At 69.6% G+C, this 16,166-nt stretch carries 20 protein-coding genes; 7 read left to right on the forward strand and 13 right to left on the reverse strand.

Features of this window, described 5'->3' with window-relative positions; all coding sequences use genetic code 11:
- The first annotated feature begins 43 nt into the window (after positions 1 to 43).
- Both R2K23_RS00395 and R2K23_RS00400 read left to right on the forward strand, forming a co-directional pair.
- Positions 44 to 1,048 carry a PHP domain-containing protein gene (locus R2K23_RS00395; RefSeq protein ID WP_316517553.1) on the forward strand — a complete coding sequence of 335 codons (1,005 nt, stop codon included), beginning with the start codon at positions 44 to 46 and terminating at the stop codon, positions 1,046 to 1,048.
- A 30-nt stretch (positions 1,049 to 1,078) separates the two neighbouring features.
- Entirely contained in the window at positions 1,079 to 1,510 is a 432-nt protein-coding gene (locus tag R2K23_RS00400) for a hypothetical protein (protein ID WP_316513557.1), read from the forward strand.
- On the opposite strand, the gene dinB is transcribed toward R2K23_RS00400, so the two are convergent.
- Positions 1,507 to 2,712 (reverse strand): DNA polymerase IV, encoded by a 1,206-nt coding sequence (gene dinB, locus R2K23_RS00405; protein WP_316513559.1) that lies wholly within the window; start codon positions 2,710 to 2,712, stop codon positions 1,507 to 1,509. The genes R2K23_RS00400 and dinB overlap by 4 nt on opposite strands.
- 87 nt (positions 2,713 to 2,799) lie before the next feature.
- Positions 2,800 to 3,453: a TetR/AcrR family transcriptional regulator gene (locus tag R2K23_RS00410; protein ID WP_316513561.1), complete on the reverse strand. Its 654-nt coding sequence runs from the start codon at positions 3,451 to 3,453 to the stop codon at positions 2,800 to 2,802.
- A gap of 75 nt (positions 3,454 to 3,528) precedes the next feature.
- Between R2K23_RS00410 and R2K23_RS00415 the strand changes: the two genes are divergently transcribed.
- A complete protein-coding gene (locus R2K23_RS00415) occupies positions 3,529 to 5,004 on the forward strand; it encodes a flavin-containing monooxygenase (RefSeq protein ID WP_316513562.1) in 1,476 nt (491 codons plus the stop codon).
- A gap of 38 nt (positions 5,005 to 5,042) precedes the next feature.
- Here R2K23_RS00415 and rraA read toward each other — a convergent pair whose 3' ends face one another.
- The 6 genes from rraA to R2K23_RS00445 all read right to left on the reverse strand — a co-directional run bounded on the left by rraA (position 5,043) and on the right by R2K23_RS00445 (position 9,165).
- The gene (gene rraA, locus R2K23_RS00420) at positions 5,043 to 5,516 is read right to left on the reverse strand and encodes a ribonuclease E activity regulator RraA (RefSeq protein ID WP_316513564.1); all 474 of its coding nucleotides are present in this window, start codon (positions 5,514 to 5,516) and stop codon (positions 5,043 to 5,045) included.
- A gap of 11 nt (positions 5,517 to 5,527) precedes the next feature.
- The gene (locus R2K23_RS00425; RefSeq protein ID WP_316513566.1) at positions 5,528 to 6,283 is read right to left on the reverse strand and encodes a MerR family transcriptional regulator; all 756 of its coding nucleotides are present in this window, start codon (positions 6,281 to 6,283) and stop codon (positions 5,528 to 5,530) included.
- 45 nt (positions 6,284 to 6,328) lie between these two features.
- Entirely contained in the window at positions 6,329 to 6,901 is a 573-nt protein-coding gene (locus R2K23_RS00430; protein WP_316513568.1) for a nucleoid-structuring protein H-NS, read from the reverse strand.
- A gap of 83 nt (positions 6,902 to 6,984) precedes the next feature.
- Entirely contained in the window at positions 6,985 to 7,926 is a 942-nt protein-coding gene (locus R2K23_RS00435; RefSeq protein WP_316513570.1) for a CopD family protein, read from the reverse strand.
- Positions 7,923 to 8,462, reverse strand: a complete 540-nt coding sequence (locus R2K23_RS00440; protein ID WP_316513571.1) for a copper resistance CopC family protein — start codon at positions 8,460 to 8,462, stop codon at positions 7,923 to 7,925. Before R2K23_RS00440 ends, R2K23_RS00435 begins: the two co-directional genes overlap by 4 nt.
- 46 nt (positions 8,463 to 8,508) lie before the next feature.
- The gene (locus tag R2K23_RS00445) at positions 8,509 to 9,165 is read right to left on the reverse strand and encodes a DUF6474 family protein (protein WP_316513573.1); all 657 of its coding nucleotides are present in this window, start codon (positions 9,163 to 9,165) and stop codon (positions 8,509 to 8,511) included.
- 192 nt (positions 9,166 to 9,357) lie between these two features.
- Here R2K23_RS00445 and R2K23_RS00450 point away from each other — a divergent pair, with 192 nt between their 5' ends.
- Genes R2K23_RS00450 through R2K23_RS00460 form a run of 3 tightly spaced genes read left to right on the forward strand, consistent with a single transcriptional unit; the run spans position 9,358 to position 12,298 of the window.
- Positions 9,358 to 10,647, forward strand: coding sequence for a hypothetical protein (locus tag R2K23_RS00450; protein ID WP_316513576.1), 1,290 nt, complete (start codon positions 9,358 to 9,360; stop codon positions 10,645 to 10,647).
- 41 nt (positions 10,648 to 10,688) lie between these two features.
- Positions 10,689 to 11,180, forward strand: a complete 492-nt coding sequence (locus R2K23_RS00455) for an ImmA/IrrE family metallo-endopeptidase (protein ID WP_316513577.1) — start codon at positions 10,689 to 10,691, stop codon at positions 11,178 to 11,180.
- Complete coding sequence (locus tag R2K23_RS00460) at positions 11,177 to 12,298, forward strand: hypothetical protein (RefSeq protein WP_316513578.1); 1,122 nt, start codon at positions 11,177 to 11,179, stop codon at positions 12,296 to 12,298. Before R2K23_RS00455 ends, R2K23_RS00460 begins: the two co-directional genes overlap by 4 nt.
- On the opposite strand, the gene R2K23_RS00465 is transcribed toward R2K23_RS00460, so the two are convergent.
- The 4 genes from R2K23_RS00465 to sodN form a co-directional block, all read right to left on the reverse strand.
- A complete protein-coding gene (locus R2K23_RS00465) occupies positions 12,295 to 12,690 on the reverse strand; it encodes a helix-turn-helix transcriptional regulator (protein WP_316513579.1) in 396 nt (131 codons plus the stop codon). The genes R2K23_RS00460 and R2K23_RS00465 overlap by 4 nt on opposite strands.
- A 386-nt stretch (positions 12,691 to 13,076) precedes the next feature.
- On the reverse strand, positions 13,077 to 13,799 hold the full coding sequence (locus R2K23_RS00470) for a TMEM165/GDT1 family protein (RefSeq protein WP_316513580.1): 723 nt from the start codon (positions 13,797 to 13,799) through the stop codon (positions 13,077 to 13,079).
- A gap of 231 nt (positions 13,800 to 14,030) precedes the next feature.
- The gene (locus tag R2K23_RS00475) at positions 14,031 to 14,564 is read right to left on the reverse strand and encodes a peptidase (protein WP_316513582.1); all 534 of its coding nucleotides are present in this window, start codon (positions 14,562 to 14,564) and stop codon (positions 14,031 to 14,033) included.
- Between the two features lie 218 nt (positions 14,565 to 14,782).
- On the reverse strand, positions 14,783 to 15,205 hold the full coding sequence (gene sodN, locus R2K23_RS00480; RefSeq protein WP_316513583.1) for a superoxide dismutase, Ni: 423 nt from the start codon (positions 15,203 to 15,205) through the stop codon (positions 14,783 to 14,785).
- 23 nt (positions 15,206 to 15,228) lie between these two features.
- Between sodN and R2K23_RS00485 the strand changes: the two genes are divergently transcribed.
- On the forward strand, positions 15,229 to 15,585 hold the full coding sequence (locus tag R2K23_RS00485; protein WP_316513585.1) for a S24/S26 family peptidase: 357 nt from the start codon (positions 15,229 to 15,231) through the stop codon (positions 15,583 to 15,585).
- A gap of 64 nt (positions 15,586 to 15,649) precedes the next feature.
- On the opposite strand, the gene R2K23_RS00490 is transcribed toward R2K23_RS00485, so the two are convergent.
- On the reverse strand, positions 15,650 to 15,802 hold the full coding sequence (locus R2K23_RS00490; RefSeq protein WP_316513586.1) for a hypothetical protein: 153 nt from the start codon (positions 15,800 to 15,802) through the stop codon (positions 15,650 to 15,652).
- Between the last annotated feature and the right edge of the window lie 364 nt (positions 15,803 to 16,166).

Genomic DNA, 16,166 nt, shown 5'->3' on the forward strand with positions numbered 1-16,166 from the left:
TGCGGCGACGGCAGACGCGGGCACTATGGAACACATGGCACCACTGGATCCGGCCGCCGTCCTGCGGGAGATCGCCTACTACAAGGACCGCGCGCGCGAGGACAGCCGTCGGGTGATGGCCTACCGCAACGCCGCCGACGTGGTCGACGGCCTGAGCGACGAGCAGCGCGACAAGCTGGGCCGCACTGACGGATGGCAGTCCCTGCCGGGGATCGGGCCCAAGACGGCGAAGGTCATCGCGCAGGCGTGGACCGGGCGAGAACCAGACACGCTCACCGAATTACGCGAGACCGCAAAGGATCTCGGCGGCGGCGAGCTGCGGGCCGCGCTGAAGGGGGATCTGCATCTGCACTCCAACTGGTCCGACGGCTCGGCTCCGATCGAGGAGATGATGGCCACGGCCCGCGCGCTGGGCCACGAGTACTGCGCGCTCACCGACCACTCCCCGCGGCTGCGGATCGCCAACGGCCTGTCGGCCGAGCGGCTGCGGCACCAACTCGACGTCATCGACGAGCTGCGGGAGAAGTTCGCGCCCATGCGCATCCTCACCGGCATCGAGGTCGACATCCTCGAGGACGGCACGCTGGATCAGGAACCCGAACTGCTCGACCGGCTCGACGTCGTGGTGGCCAGCGTGCATTCGAAGCTGGCCATGGATGCGGCAGCGATGACGCGGCGGATGGTCCGCGCGGTGTCCCACCAGCGGGTCTCGGTGCTGGGGCACTGCACCGGCCGCCTGGTCGAGGGCGGCCGCGGCAAGCGCCCCGAGTCGAAATTCGACGCGGAACAGGTGTTCACCGCCTGCCGGGAGCACGGCACGGCCGTCGAGATCAACTCGCGCCCGGAGCGGCGGGATCCCCCGTCGCGGCTGATGACGCTGGCGTTGGAGATCGGCTGCAATTTCACGATCGACACCGACGCGCACGCCCCCGGGCAGCTGGACTTCCTGGGATTCGGTGCGCAGCGCGCGCTGGACAACGGTGTGCCGGCCGAGCGGATCATCAACACCTGGCCCGCCGAGCAGCTGCTGGCCTGGACCACCGGCTGACCACGGTGCCCGGCTGGATACACTCCGCGCATGGACGCCGGCCTGGGAATCGACACCACCTTGACGCTGCTCGCGGCCGGACTGATCTTCCTGCTCGCGCTGATTCTCGGGATCTGGAAGTACCGTGAGATGGCGGTCTCGGAGAACCACCTGGCGCACCCGTACGTCGACATCGCGCACCGGGCCGCGCTGCTGTATTCGTTCGCGACGCTGCTCGCGGCGGTCTTCGTGGAGCTGAGCGCCTGGCCGACGGCGGTGAACCTGACCGCCGCGGGCGTGCTGGTGTTCTTCTTCGTCGTCGCGATCGCGACCTACATCCTGCACGGCGCCAAGCGCGACACCACCAATCAGTTCAGCCACCCGACCGGGAGCCTGCACGCCGGGATGGCGGCGCTGATCATCGGTGAGGTCGGCGGCTTCGGGGTGCTGCTCGCCGGATTCATTGCGGGGCAGCTGCTCTAATCCGGCAGGTGCGGCACCTCGATTCCGGGGTCGCGGCCCACCAGGACGCCGCGAGTCAGGGCCGCGGTGCCGAACCGCCGTCGCACGTCGTCGATCGCCAGGTCCACGGCCAGCTGATCGGCGCCCGGGTCCAGGGGCAGCTCGAGCTGCTGAGCCCCGCCGGGGTCGATGTTGGACACCGCGAATCCGACCAGGGTGAGCCCCCTTTCGGCGATCAGCGGTGCCGCGTCGGCGATCAGCGCGCGAGCCGCGGCCAGGACGGGCTCGGTCGACGCCGTGGCCCGGGCCAGGGTGCGGGCCCGGGTGACCCGCCCGAAATCGTCGAACCGCAGCCGCAGCGTCACCGTGCGGCCGGTGCGGCCGGCGGCGCGCATCCGCCGGGTGATCCGGTCGACGAGGTTGACCACCACCGCGTCCACCTCGGCCGGCGACATGGAATTACCCGCGCGGCCGAGCGCGCGTTGGGCACCCACCGAGCGTCGGCGCACCCCGGTGACCACCCGGCGCCGGTCGATGTTGCGGGACAGGCAGTAGAGCTGGTGGCCCATCGCGCCGCCGACCATCGCGGCCAGCGTGGTCTCCGTCAGCTCCGCCACCTGCGCGACGGTGTGGATGCCGTGGGCGCGCAGCTTCTCCTCGGTCTTGGCGCCCACCCCCCAGAGCCGGCGCACCGGCAGCGGATGCAGGAAGGCGAGTTCGCGCTCCGGTTCGACCAGCAACAGCCCGTCGGGCTTGGCCACCTGGCTGGCGACCTTCGCGAGGAACTTGGTGCGCGCAATGCCGACGGTGATGGGCAGGCCAACGCGGTCGCGGACCTGTTCGCGCAGCCGCGCGGCGATCTGCACCGGCCGGCCCGCCGTGCGCGCCAGCCCGCCGACGTCCAGGAACGCCTCGTCGACCGAGATCGGCTCCACCAGCGGGGTGGTGTCGTGGAACACCTCGAAGACCGCCGCGCTGGCCTGGGAATAGGCCGACATCCGCGGCGGGACGACGATGGCATGCGGGCACAGCTGCCGGGCCTGACGTCCGCCCATGGCGGTGCGCACCCCGAAGGCCTTCGCCTCGTAGCTGGCCGCGAGCACGACGCCGCCGCCGACGATGACGGGGCGGCCACGCAGCGCAGGGTCGTCGCGCTGCTCGACCGAGGCGTAGAACGAGTCGAGGTCGGCATGCAGGATGGAGGCACCGCCGGACACGAACACATGTTCGCACCGGGGTCCGACAGCGAGGTGTCGGGCGCGCCGAGGTCGACGTTTTGCCGGAAGTTACTCGCAGGAAGCGGCCCAAACTCACCTTTGGGCGAGATGCGAGGGGGTGCCGTAGATGCTGGCCATCCAGATGTGGGTCAGGGTCTCGACGAGGCGCTCCGGGGCGACGGCGGCCTGCTCGTCGGAGATCGCGGCGATCATGGCGCGCTCGTTCATCTGGTTGAGCGCGGTCGCGAGGTCCTGGGCGGGCATGGTGTCCGGGGCGGCACCGCGATGGCGTTCCGCGGCGATCAGCGCGGCCGTCTGGTCGATCCATTTCTGCATGAAGCCCGACCACAGTTCGCGGACCTCGGGATTGGTCGATATGGCCTCGGCGCCGGCGCGGGCCAGCACCGGGTCGGCGGCGAAGGAGCTGAAGAACGTGTGGATGCCGTCGCGAAATGCGCGGCGCGGGTCCGAGGGCACGGCGCTGATGTCGGACAGGCCGGAGTCGGCGCGCTGGATCAGCGGATCGAGCAGCGAGAGGAGCACCGCCTCCTTGGACGGGAAATAGAAGTAGAACGTGGGGCGGGACAGTCCGGCGCCCTTGGCAAGGTCGACCACGGAGATGTCGGCGAAGGACCGCTCCTGCAGCAGTCGGCGAGCGGTCGCCAGGATCGCTTGTTCGCGGTCGTCGCCCGAGGGGCGGACGGGCCGACGGCCACGGTTCGCCCGGGACGGGCCCACTGTTGTCACGGTCGCCATCTTACAGGGTGTCGAACTTCTCGACGCCCGTTGACGTAGTCAACACCCTGTTGATAGCTTGTGGGCATGACGGAATATGTCGACGTTGTGATCGTCGGGGCCGGGATCTCCGGCATCAGCGCGGCCTGGCATCTGCAGGACCGCTGCCCGAACAAGAGTTACGTGATCCTGGAACGCCGGGACGACCTCGGCGGCACCTGGGACCTGTTCAAGTACCCGGGTATTCGGTCGGACTCCGACATGTTCACCCTGGGATTTCGGTTCAAGCCGTGGACGTCGGCAAAGTCGATCGCCGACGGCGCCTCGATCAAGGCCTACATCAAGGAGGCCGCCGAGGAGAACGGTATCGACCGGCACATCCGCTACGGCACCACCGTGACCTCCGCGGATTGGTCCGACGCCGAGAATCGCTGGACCATCACGTTCGAGCGCGACGGCCAGAAGAGCCAGATCCAGTGCGGCTTCGCCTTCGCCTGCAGCGGCTATTACAACTACGACGAAGGCTACTCCCCGAAGTTCGAGGGTTCCGAGGACTTCGAGGGCACCATCGTGCACCCGCAGCACTGGCCGGAGGACCTCGACTACGCCGGTAAGAAGATCGTTGTCATCGGCAGCGGCGCCACCGCGGTGACGCTCATTCCGGCGCTGGCCAACTCGGGCGCCGGCCATGTGACGATGCTGCAGCGCACGCCGACCTTCATCGGCTCGCTACCGGAGGTCGACCCGGTCGCGGTGCAGTCCAACAAGTATCTGCCCGCCAAGTTGGCCCACTTCGTCAACCGGTGGAAAGCGATCAGTTTCAGCACCGGGCAGTACCAGTTCGCTCGGCGCTTCCCCGACAAGATGCGGCAGATCCTGCTGACGATGGCCAAGCGCAGCCTGCCCGACGGCTTCGATGTCGACAAGCACTTCAGTCCCAGCTACAACCCGTGGGATCAGCGACTGTGCCTGGCACCCAACGGCGACCTGTTCAAGACCATCCGGCGGGGCAAGGCCGACGTGGTCACTGACACCATCGAGCGATTCACCAAGACCGGTATCAAGCTGACCTCCGGCCAGGAATTGCAGGCCGACATCATCATCACCGCAACAGGTTTGAACATGCGCCTGTTCGGCGGGGCGTCCGTGACGCGCAACGGTGAGCCGGTCGATATCGCCGAGCGCATGACCTACAAGGCCATGATGCTCTCCGACATCCCCAACATGGCGTTCACCATCGGCTACACCAACGCGTCCTGGACGCTGAAGGCAGACCTGGTGTCCGAGTACGTGTGTCGGCTGCTCAACTACATGGACCAGCACGGCTACAGCACGGTCGAGCCGAAGCATCCCGGCCCCGAGGTCGAGGTGCTGCCGTTCACGGACTTCTCGCCGGGATACTTCCAGCGCGCGTTGGACCAGCTGCCGAAGTCCGGGTCCAGCGGGCCGTGGAAGGCCAAGCAGAACTACTTCTTCGACATCCGGGCGATCCGTCGCGGGCGCGTCGATGACGATGCGCTGCACTTCACCAAACACCGTGCGGCGCAGCCGGTCTCGGGCTAGTCACCGGATCGGCTTCGCCCAGGGTGCCCGCCGGCCGACTAGATGACGACGATGCCGTCGTCGTCGCTGTGGACGACCTCGCCCGGGCGGAACGTCACGCCGCCGAAACTCACCTCGACGTCGCGCTCGCCGGCGCCGGTCTTGGTGCTCTTGCGCGGATTGGTGCCCAGTGCCTTGATGCCGATGTCGAGGGTGCGCAGGATCGCGGAGTCCCGCACCGCGCCGTTGATGATCAGCCCCGCCCAGCCGTTGGACCGGCCGAGTTCGGCGATGACGTCGCCAACCAGCGCTGTGTGCAGCGAGGCGTCGCCGTCGATGACCAGCACGCCGCCGTCGCCCGGCTCGGACAACACCGACTTCAGCAGCGCATTGTCCTGGAAACAACGCACCGTGCTGATGGGTCCGGCGAACATCGACCGGCCGCCGAACTGACGGAGTTGGAGGTCGCAGCTGCGGACCTCGGGCCCGATCTCGTCGACCAGATCGGCGGTGGCGCGCGGTTCAACAGTCACGCCGAGAAATCCTACCGACCGATGGCGGCGGCGATGATGTCGTGTACGTACTGCGCCAGCCCGGGTTCGGCGTTGTCGTAGTAGCTGGTGAACCGCGCGTCCTGCAGATACATCCGGCCCAGGGACAGGTGCATGTCGTCGTCGCAGTCGTAGAACCGCTCGATGCTCGCGCGATGGCGGCGGGCCAGTGCGCATGCCGCGTCCGAGTCGGGTGCGACGCCGGCGCGCTGGGCGGCCGCGAGGTCGTGCAGCAACTCGGTGCCCTCGTCGCGGATGTCGATCCAGTCCTGCTTGGTCAGCTGCGCGCTGCGCCGCTGGGATTGGCGCCACACGTCGGTGTCGCCCCAACGCTGCTGGGCCTCCCGCTGATATTCGGTGCCGACGACGGTGGTGCCGAAGACCTCGACCTGCTCCTCGGCGGTCAGCTGGATCCCTTCTCGATGTGCGTTCATGAGTTCCTCCACGGCGTTGATGGTGTGGCGCAGCTGTTCGGCGCGGTCTCGCAGGACCCCCAGCTGCCTCTCCAAGCGGGCGACCACGTCGGCCGACGGGTCGTCGAGCAGGACGCCGATCTCTTCCAGCGACAAACCGGTGGCGCGGAACGCCAGCGCCAGGTGTAGGCGCTCGACGTCGGCGTCGGTGTAGCAGCGGTAACCGGCCGGGGTCCGCCGACTGGGCACGACCAGACCGATGTGGTCGTAGTGGTGCAGCGTGCGAACCGAGACTCCGGTCAGGTCGGCGACGATGCCGACGGTTCTGGCGTCCATGACGCCACTATTGACCCTGACGTGGCGTCAGAGTCAAGGAGTTTGTCAGCTTTCGTCGGCCTGACGGCGCAGCCGCCGCACCCACAGGATGGCCAGCAGCGTCACGGCGAAGGCGGCCAGGAACGGCACCGGCGACCGGGAACCGCTGTCCAGCTGCTCGGGCGCGGGCCGGGGCACCGCGTTGCCCGCCCGCTCGACGGCGGACTTCGCCTGTGCGGCAGCCTCTTTGGCGCCGTCCGGGAGCGCGGAGCCGTTGCCGGCGGCTCGGGCGGCCGGGGTGACCGGAGGGGCCGGAGGGGCCGGAGGGGCCGGGGGCACCGAGCGCGGGGCGGCCGCGGGCGGGGTCGGCGCGGGCGCAGCGGGCGGCGGGGTGGCGGCAGCCGGTGGCGGTGGTGGCGGAGCCTTCTTTGCCGGGGCCTTCTTCGCGGGGGCCTTCTTGGCCGGGCCCTTCTTGGCGGGGGTGGCCTTGGCGGCCTTTTTGGCCGGTGACTTCTTGGCCGGCGTCTTCTTCGCGGCCTTCTTCGCAGCGGGCTCAGAGGCGGGCGCTGCGGCGGGCCCATCGGGTGCTTGCGACGTCGGTTCCGGGCGTTCGTCGGGGTTGTCCCGCTCGTCGGCCATGTGGGCTGCTCCTTTGCAGATTCGTCGTCACCGATCACCGGCAGTGCCCCCATCATGCCAGGCGGGGACGCCTGCCGATCCGGTCAGCCGGTCACGGTCAGGCCGGCGGCGAGCGTGAGCGCCACGGTGAGCAGCGCCAGTTCCACCATCGATCGCCGCAACGAGTCCTGCGCACCGACCCGGTGCGCCCGCGCCGCACGCAGCCAACCGCCGCGATGCGCCCACGCCAGGACCAGTACTACCGCCGTGACCACGACCTTGGCAAGCAGCACCCGGCCGTACCCGGTCTGAAACACCGCGCCCGCCGAATCCAACGCGCCGAGCGCCGTCAGCACACCCGTGGCCACCAGCACGGCGACGCCGGGCAAGGCGTACCGGGAGAACGTCGGCAGCATGCGGGCCCACTGGCCGCGGGCCGACACCGTCAGTGCCAGGGCGGCCAGGGTGCCGAACCACAGCGCCGCGGCCAGGGAATGCACCACCACCGACATCGACGTCAGCACCCCGTCGGAGACATGCCCGGTGACCGCGCGGGCGGCGATGCCGGCCGCCGCCATGCCGGTGATCGCGACCGCCGCGGTGGGCGAACGGGGCATCGAGAGCGCCAACGCGCCGACCAGCCCCGCGACGACGACGCTGAAAAGGGCGGCGCGCCCCGGCGCGGTGCCCCAGGCGAAGTCGACCAGCGTGGACAACGAAAGGCCGGCGACCGCGGTGCCGCTGATCTCGGCCGCCGCCAGCAGCGTCCGCGCGAGCTCGGCGAGCAGCCAGATCCCCGCGGCCACCACCAGCGGTACCGCGGCGCGGTCGGTCAGCTCGGCGCGGTAGCGGGGCCCGTCCAGGCGCGGGACCAGCACCAACCCCAGGCATACCGCGGCGCCGAGGTCGGCGGCCGCGCGCACCCCCGTCATCGCCGGGGCGAGCTGACCGGCACTGACCAGCCACGCCAGCGCCGTGGCCGCGGCGACGAGCGCTGCGCCGAATCCGAGCGCCGCCACGCGGGACCGGATCCGGCGGTCGGTCACGTGCGGCGCCGGACGGCCCAGACGACGGCGCCGATCACGACCAGAATCGCGCCGACGGCGAACGGCCAGACCAACGTGGCGGAGTCGCCGGAGTCGGTGTTTCCGGGGGCGTCAGGGGCGTCGGCGGGGGCCGGCGCCGGTTCGCCGGGGCCGGCCTCGGTCAGCTCGAAGGACCAGGACCCGGAGACCACATGGCCGTCCGCCGAGGTGGCGCGGTAGTTCACGGTGTAGGTGCCGGCGGGGCCCAGCGGCCGCACCGCGACACTGATGACCCGGTCTTCCACGACAGGCTCGCCGTCGGCCCACATGTCGCCGTCGGGCCCGACGACCGTCATCGCCGCGAACGTCGGCTGCATCGGTTCGTTGAACGTCGCGCTGACCCGCTGCGGCCCGGCGGCCACCGAGCTGCCGTCGGTCGGGTCGGTGCCCACCAAGGTGGCGTGGGCGCCCGCGACAGCGGTGCCGGCGAAGGCGAGCAGCGCCACCAGGAGGGCCACCACGACAGGGCGGATTCGGCGGAGTGCAACGGAGGTCATGGCCACACTTTCTACGTACTGCGGGGTCGGGGAGGACCCGGCGTGCTCACATCACGCCGAGCCGTGCCATCAGGTCGGCGTCGATGCCGTCGAGTTGGTCGGAGATCGCCGTGTGCGCGGCGCGGCGCTGACCGGCCGGCATGTTCTCGGCCGCGGCGACCGCCGCGGACAAGTCGGTGAGCCGACCCGTCATCGCCTCGACGAACTTCTTCGTCTCGGCGTCCTTGGGCGCCTTCTGGGCCACCGTGGACAGCGTGCGCTCGGCGCCGGCGATCCGCGCCGACAGCTCACCGCCCTGGCCGGAGAACTGCCCGAGCTGGCTCAGCGGCACCCCCAACCGGTCCGCGCGTCGCTCGTCGAGGAAGCCGCGGGCCGCCGTGGCCGCGCGGTAGACCAACGGGATCAGCACCGGCGCCAGCAACCGGGCCACGGTCAACAGCCGCCGGACCCGGGTAGGGGACAGCAGCTTGCCTTCGCGGGCGGCCTTGAGCTGGGCCTCGGCGACTTTGAGCGCCGCGCGGTCGCTGTCACGCTGGGCTCGCAACTGGGCCCTGGCGGCCTTGTCCTGGGCGCGCTGCTCGGCCTTGAACCGCCGCACCTCGTTCTTGGCTTCGAGCTTGGCCTCCAACTTGGCTTTCGCCTTGAGGGCCCTGGCCTCGGCGCGACGCGTCGCACGACTCTTGCGCTTCTTGAACAGCGCCATTCCGGCCGCCTTCCGTGGTGTTTGCGCACTTTTGCCGAGCCGCCGCGGGGAGCCCGACGACTCTGCGCCAACCCTAGCGCCTGGTGCTATACGGAAAATCGCCACCTGCGGATATGCCACAATGGCCGAGGACGATTCAGCGCGGAGCGAATCCGCAGGACGACGGAACAGGGCAAAGTGGACGGGTCGCGGGTGCGGAGCGCGGCGGTCAGCGGGCTGATCGCATGCGGTCTGCTGGTCGGCGGCGTCGGCGGCGTGGGTTTGGCGGTCGCAACCGCCGCGCCGGGTGACGACCGCGGAACCGACAGCAAACCCCGTGACCGTGCCGAACGCGGCGAGCGGACCCAGCGCTCCGGGGACCGCGCGACCTCCCGTCGCACCGAGCGCGTTTCACGCGGTCCGGCGGGCACCCGGGACTCCGCGAAGGCGGGCCCCCGCAAGTCCGACCGCGAGCCCGGAACCCAGCAGACCGGATCCCAGCGCGAGCGCGGCGATGCCGGCCGCCGGGCGTCCACATCACGGCTGGGTGCCCGAGCCGGCGACGACACCGAGACCGGCTCGTCGGCGCGGCTGGAGCGGGAGCGACGCAAGCTCGAGCGCCGCGCGTCCGCCGCGGGCCGGACCGACTCGGACGACCCCGTCGAGAAGCGCTTGACGAAACTCGCGCGCAAGCACGACTCCGCTGGGCGCAATCCCGGCCTCGCCCGGACCGATGACGCGGCCGATGCCGTCGCCGAGGACGCGGCCGAGGACGGCAGCGTCGACGGTCGGGCGCACCGGGCGGGCTGGCACCGCCATGGCTGGCGCGGAAAACACAAGGATCGCTGGACGTTTCCGGGTGGCTCGGGGCATTCGCATTGGGACCGCGACCGCGACTGCGGCGGATCCGAACCCGAGGAGCCGACCGATCCCGAGGTGCCGGAGGTCGTCGTGGGCGGGATCAGCGGCGGTGACGGCAGCACGCAGATCGACTGGGGCAGCGCCGGCAGTGCCGACAGCGCCGCGGAAACCGACGAAGCCGCCGAGGAACCCACGCGGACGCTCGACCTGGAGGCCCTGGCCGCCGCCGTCGCGGCCGAGGATCCCGCCGCGCCGGCGGCACCCGCACCGGTGCCGGTGGCGCCGCCCGTCGCGGTGGCCGCGCTCGCCGCGCCGCCCGTGGTGGTGATCCCCGGGCCCGCCGCAGCTCCGCAACCGGCCGCCCCGCCGCCGGCCCCGCCGTCCCCACCGGCGTCCTCGCCGACGGTGGAAGCCGCGGGCAGCGACCAGGTGGTGTCCGCGGCCCCCGTCCTGCCCGCGTCGTTCCGGGCCGGGTACCCGGAGTACCTGCGCACCGCGGCGACGGCGGAGATCATCTTGGTCGCATTGTCGGGTGCGGCCGGACTCGCCGGGCTGACCGCGGCCGGCGGACTGCTGGGCTACCGGCAGGCGAAAGCCGGTCACGCAGTCCGCGCCGCAGGTACGGCACGTTTCCTACAGTGACGGCTTCCCCGCTGGAAGCATGAAGGCATGAAGGGAGGAACATGCCGGCGAGTCGACGCGTGACGCGGGCCGTTGGGGAAGTGCTCGATCTGGCGCCGCGGCGCGGCCAGGTGTCGCTGCACCGCCTGGTGGAGGCCGTCGGCGCCGCCCGCGGACGCACCGTCGAGATCAAGATGGCGGATCTTCCCGACGGAGTGTGCGGCCAATGGCGTCAGTACGCCGACCGCGACGAGTTTCTCATCCAGCAGGGACTGCCCACCTGGGAGCGCACCCTGGCGCACGAACTCGGCCACCTGGTGCTCGGCCACGAAGGCATCGCGGTCGCCGACATGGCCCGGATGACCTCCGAGGTCGCCGGCGACGATCTGATCAGTTACATGCTCAATCAGCGGACGGGCTGCATGGGGCCCGGCGGCGAGGACGTCGAGCAAGAGGCCGAGGACTTCGCCGCGCTGCTCATCTATCGGCTGGGCCGGATGCCGTCGGATCGCTCGTCGATTGTGCAGGTCCGGCTCGGCGAGGCGTTTGGTTGACGGTTTGGGTGATCGCCGGTCTGCTCGCGATGGCCACCGGCGTCCGCATCGGGTGGGCTCTGGTCAACAAGCAGTCCCTGGTCAGCGCGGCGATGATCGTCGCCCTGGGCAGCCTGGCCCTGGTCGCCGCGCTCAACTGGGCGCCCCTGACCCTGCTCATCGATACCGGGTTGGGCTGGCCGAACCTGGCGGTCGGGGTGAGCCAGGTGGCATTGATCGCCTGCGCCGCCGGCAGCTGCGTGATGATCACCAGCGTGGCATCGCTGCGCAGCGCCGTGGCGATCCGTCGAATTGCGTTGCTGCAGTACGGTTTGGCCGCCGTTGTCGCGGTCGTGACGTTGACGATGTTCTTCCGGGCGGGCCGGCAACCGGAGATGGCGCCCGCGGAGTACCTCGCCCAGAACCTCGGTACCTCCGGGATGTCGCTGCCGTGGTTGGTGCCCCTGCTGTACGTGATGCTCGCGTTGACGCTCGTGGCCTGGGCCGGGGTGCGGCACTCGAACAGCAGTCGCCGCGGGCGCGCGTTGTTTGTGTTCACCCTCGGCATCGCGTTGATCCTGCTCGCCAGCGCCTTCTTCCTGTTGCGCGCGGTCAGCGACACCCCGCTGATCGGCGTCGGCACCGCGGTGGTGTTGCTGGGCAGCGCCATGGCGGTGGTGGGCGCCGGCTCGCTGTTGCCGACGGTCGAGGACTGGTTCGCCGGGCGACGGGAACTCCAACTCATTGCGCCGCTGCAACAGGAACTCGAGCGGCGCCAGCCGGACATCGGCATCGGGGTCCGACCGCGGGGCCCGGTGGTGTTCCGGGTGGCCGAGGGGTTGTCCCGCATCTCCGACGCGTTGTTCCTGGAGGCGACCGCGGCCCAACGGCAGCGGACGTCTGCGGCGTCGGCCCTGCCGGGCGACGACGACGCGCCGGCGGAGGATGAGTACGCGCGACCGGACGTGGCACCGGTCGACCAGGCGCGGGTGATCGCGGAATGGGTCTACGCGGGGCGTCCGGGCGGTGCCGAAGCCGCGGACTTCCCGGGCGCCAGGTGGTTACGCCAGCCGGACAGTTACTCCGACCGGGAGTGGATCATCGAGATCGCGCGGCAGTACCGCGACCTCGATGCCTAGTCGAGCTGCTCCTTGCGGCGCAATTCCTCGGCCTTCTGAACCAGGTCCTGCTGAGCCTCCGGGGAAAGGCCGACCGTGCGGGCGGCGACGCGGCGTACGCCCTCGTCGCGCATGTGGGCCAGCCAGGTCAGTTCCTTGTCGAGCTTCTCGTAGTACTCGTCGTCGGTGAAGTAGGCCGGCTTGATCCGGAAGAAGTTCGCGAGGGCGGCCATGGTTGCCGCCGAGGGATTGGTGCGATTGCCCGAGCGAAGCTGCGACAGGTATGGCGCGGACATGGTTACGCCCTCGGCCTTGAGGGCTCCGATCACCTCGGCGGAGGTATGGGGCCCCCGGCCGGGCGGATATACCGTGTCGAACAATCGGTTCAATCGCGCAGCGAACGTTGTACTCATGCTTTCTTGGGACCTCCACATTCGCGCTGCACAACCGCCAATTAGCGTATTTGCTGATCATCGTAGCGATAGATGCGCTCTTAACCAAGTGCAAACCATCAAAAAATTGACGGCCGACGCAAGATAAGGTAGCAGTAGAACGCCGGAGAATGCGCTTACCGCCCGAAATCGGGTCGGCCATACTCTGCAGCAGGGGAAATGAGGCGGGGGGCCCGCGCGTTGTTGCGCGGTTTGTTCGCCAAGACGAGCCGTCGAGTGTGCAGGGACTTCGCCCGGCAACGACGGTCAATGCCGCACGGCCAGAGTGCGAATCTTTGCTGGTGGGCGGATCGGGTGGCCCGGCAACGGAGCCTTCGCAGCGCCTGCCGGCGGTGCCACGGCAAACCTCAGGCGGTGTCCAACGCGTCGTCGGGGTCCGGCCGGTCCGCTGCGTGGGGGGTGTTCGCGCCAGGTGCTCGGCGCCGGCGGATCGCCGTGACGGTGCCGGCTGCGCAGGCCGCCACGGCGGTGGTCGCGGTGATCACGACCGCCGCGATGTGCCAGCCCAGGGCGGAGTAGAACAGCATCCACAGCCCGAACAGCAGGAACAGGACGCTGGCCATGGCATGCAGGAACCGCTCGGGGAGCCGGCGGTGCAGCAGCCGGCCAGCCAGGATCGCGACGCCATCCGCGAGCACCATGCCGATGGTGGCGCCCAGCCAGACCCCGGCCCAGTGGTTGTCGCTGGCCAGCGCGACCGTGGCCAACATCGTCTTGTCGCCCAGCTCGGCGAGGACAAACGACGAGATCACCGCGAACAGGATGAACCGGGGTTCGGCGACGGGCTTGGCCTCGTCGTCGGAGCCGCCGCCCTCGCGCCACGTCCACACCGCGAACGCCAGGAAGGCGATCGCCGCGGCGAACGCGATGGGGCGTTCCGGCAGGGCCATCCCCAGGAAGTGTCCGATGGTGACGGAGAGCCCGTGGACCAGGAACGCGGCGATCCCCACTCCGGTGAGGACCACCCACCAACGGTGCCGCAGGGCGTAGGTCATGGTGATCAGCTGCGACTTGTCGCCGAGTTCGGCCACGAACACCACGCCGAGACTGATCAGGGTGGCTGCGAGCACGGAAACGACCTTTCGACGGGTGGTCGGGATGCGCAGGCACCACCGGCCATTCGTCGAAGGTCTCGCCCACCGAAGATGCTCGTTCGGTTCGCCGGCCGGGCTTTCGCCAGTATGTCGACACGACGATTGGGGGCTACTCCCCTTCGCTGACTCCATCAGCATACGGACGCTCGAACGGGAAGGCCAATGTTCGGGCTGCCGTACTTGGGGATTCGGTTGCCGACGGGATCCCTACGCGGCCAGCAACATCGCGAGTATCGCGGTATCCGGATGACTGATGGGGTCGACGCCCACCCGACTGACCATCGATGTCACCGTGCCGTCGGACTCGGCCTCCACCCACGCGGCGCGATGTTCGAGACCCAAATGCGGTAGCCCCGGCAGCAATACGCAACCGGACGCCGCCCCCGCGCACTCCGGCAGCGAAGGCACGGTTTCCGACGGCGGATGCAGCATGAGCAACGCCGGTGGGGTGTGATCCGCGAAATGTCCTGGTGCGATGGCAGAGTCACCGACCACCGGGCCCTCGGCTAGCACCAGCCCGACGGTGTCCGGCGGGGGTGTGTCGGGCACCTCCTCGCGGACACCGAAAACGGTTGTGGTGGAGAGCAGTCCGGGTAGCGACGCGACCCGGACGGCCGCCATCAACAGCTGCGCCCATTCCTTGGTGGAATCGGGCCAGCGGCCGGACACCAGAAACCCCTTGAGGGCGCCACGAGAATGAAAGGGGGCGAGCTCGATAGCTCGCCCGGACCCTGTTTCCATCTATGCCTCCGCGCTTCCGAGCTGCTGTTTGCGACACGACTGCGGGTCGGTTGGTTCAGAATGCGGTACAACCCCGCTGGCACGCAAGGGGACCCGAGTGCCAGTCGGTGAGCGGCGACGAAGTCACCAGCGGGTCAACGCAATCGGGGCGCCGCGCTTGCGCGCGACGCCCCGAGGGAATTCGTTGGGTAACGGGCCCGTAACGGGCCGCGGTTTGCCTAGGCCGGCGGGTAAACGCCCATGCCCTTGGCCTTCTCGGTCTGCCAGAAGATGTCGGCGATCTCGTCGATGGTCTTGAGCAGCTTCTCGGCGACGGCGATGTCGGTCGACTTCTTGACGTCGCCGGCACCGTGCACGCCGTCCCAGAACAGCTGGTGCAGATTGGGGAACTGCTCGAAGTGCTCCTTGGCGAAGAAGTCGGCCCAGAGCACCATCAGGTGGTGCTTGACCTCCTCGGCGCGCTGCTCCTTGATGAGGATGGCGCGCGTGCGGAAGTGCTCGTCGTCGGAATCGTGGAACTTCTGCAGGGTCTTGAGGCACGACAGCGCCTCGATCTTGGCCTGGGCGGGGTCGTAGACACCGCAGTACAGGTCACAGTGGGCGTGGGCGGGAGTGGCGTTGTTGAAGAGTCGATGCAGCATGGGTTCTAACTTACCCTCAGGGCATGGCGGGTAACCATAGAGTCTGGCGCTGGCCTTTGCGCCGGTTCGTCGTCGTGGAGGATTCGATGCGCCCGACCCTGAGCCCCGGCGACGGCCTGCTGGGGTGGCGCGGTGGCCGTCCCCGCCGCGGTCAGGTACGCGTCTTCCAGGACCCCACGCTGCCGTCGCGGTGGCTGGTGAAGCGGGTGGGCCAGGTGCACGGGTCGCGTCGTGCGGCGACATTCGAGGCCTGCTCGGACAATCCGAGCGCACCCGGGGTGGTCGACTCGAGACGGTTCGGCTTGGTGCCCGCCGCGGGCAGCTACCGAGTGATCTATACGGCACGCGCGAATCGGCGCCCGCGCCCCGCGGCACGTTGAATCGCCACGCAGGCGGCCGACGGCGAGGGCGACGGCTTCGACCGGCGCCGCAACCTTACGAGACTCAGTACAGGACGATCAGGGCGAGGATCCCGAGCAGGACGACGGCCACTACGCCCGCGCGCAACAGCGCGAGCAGGTAGGACCGGTTGCACGTGGACGAGTACCAGTGCGACGGCTGCGTGCCGGAGTGTGGACCAACCGGTTGTGTCGTCATCGCCCGACGCCGACCTGTGGATTCAAGGCTGCCCCCAGTGAGATCAGTCACAGAAGTCTGTTGTGACGGCGATCATAACGCTTGGATCTGCAATGAAGAAATCGGGCCGACCAGCTCCGGCTGGGAGGCCGCCGAGGCGCGTGCGGCGGGCCGATTTCGCTCCGCGCCGACTCGGTTGTTAGCGGACCCGGCGTTTCGCCGGGTTGGCTATCCACAGCGGACGCCGTTTAGGCCGTAATTTCCGAGGCGAGGTGGGGTCGGGCGCGCAGAGGTCCTGTGGATAAGCCTGTGGAAACTGTGGATAGCCGCGCCTTCGCTGGAATTCGGTGCGCGGTGCCCGGCGGTGCCGCAGACGGCTGACCGC

This window comes from Mycolicibacterium sp. MU0050, from assembly GCF_963378085.1.
GTDB classification, from domain to species: Bacteria; Actinomycetota; Actinomycetes; order Mycobacteriales; family Mycobacteriaceae; genus Mycobacterium; species Mycobacterium wendilense.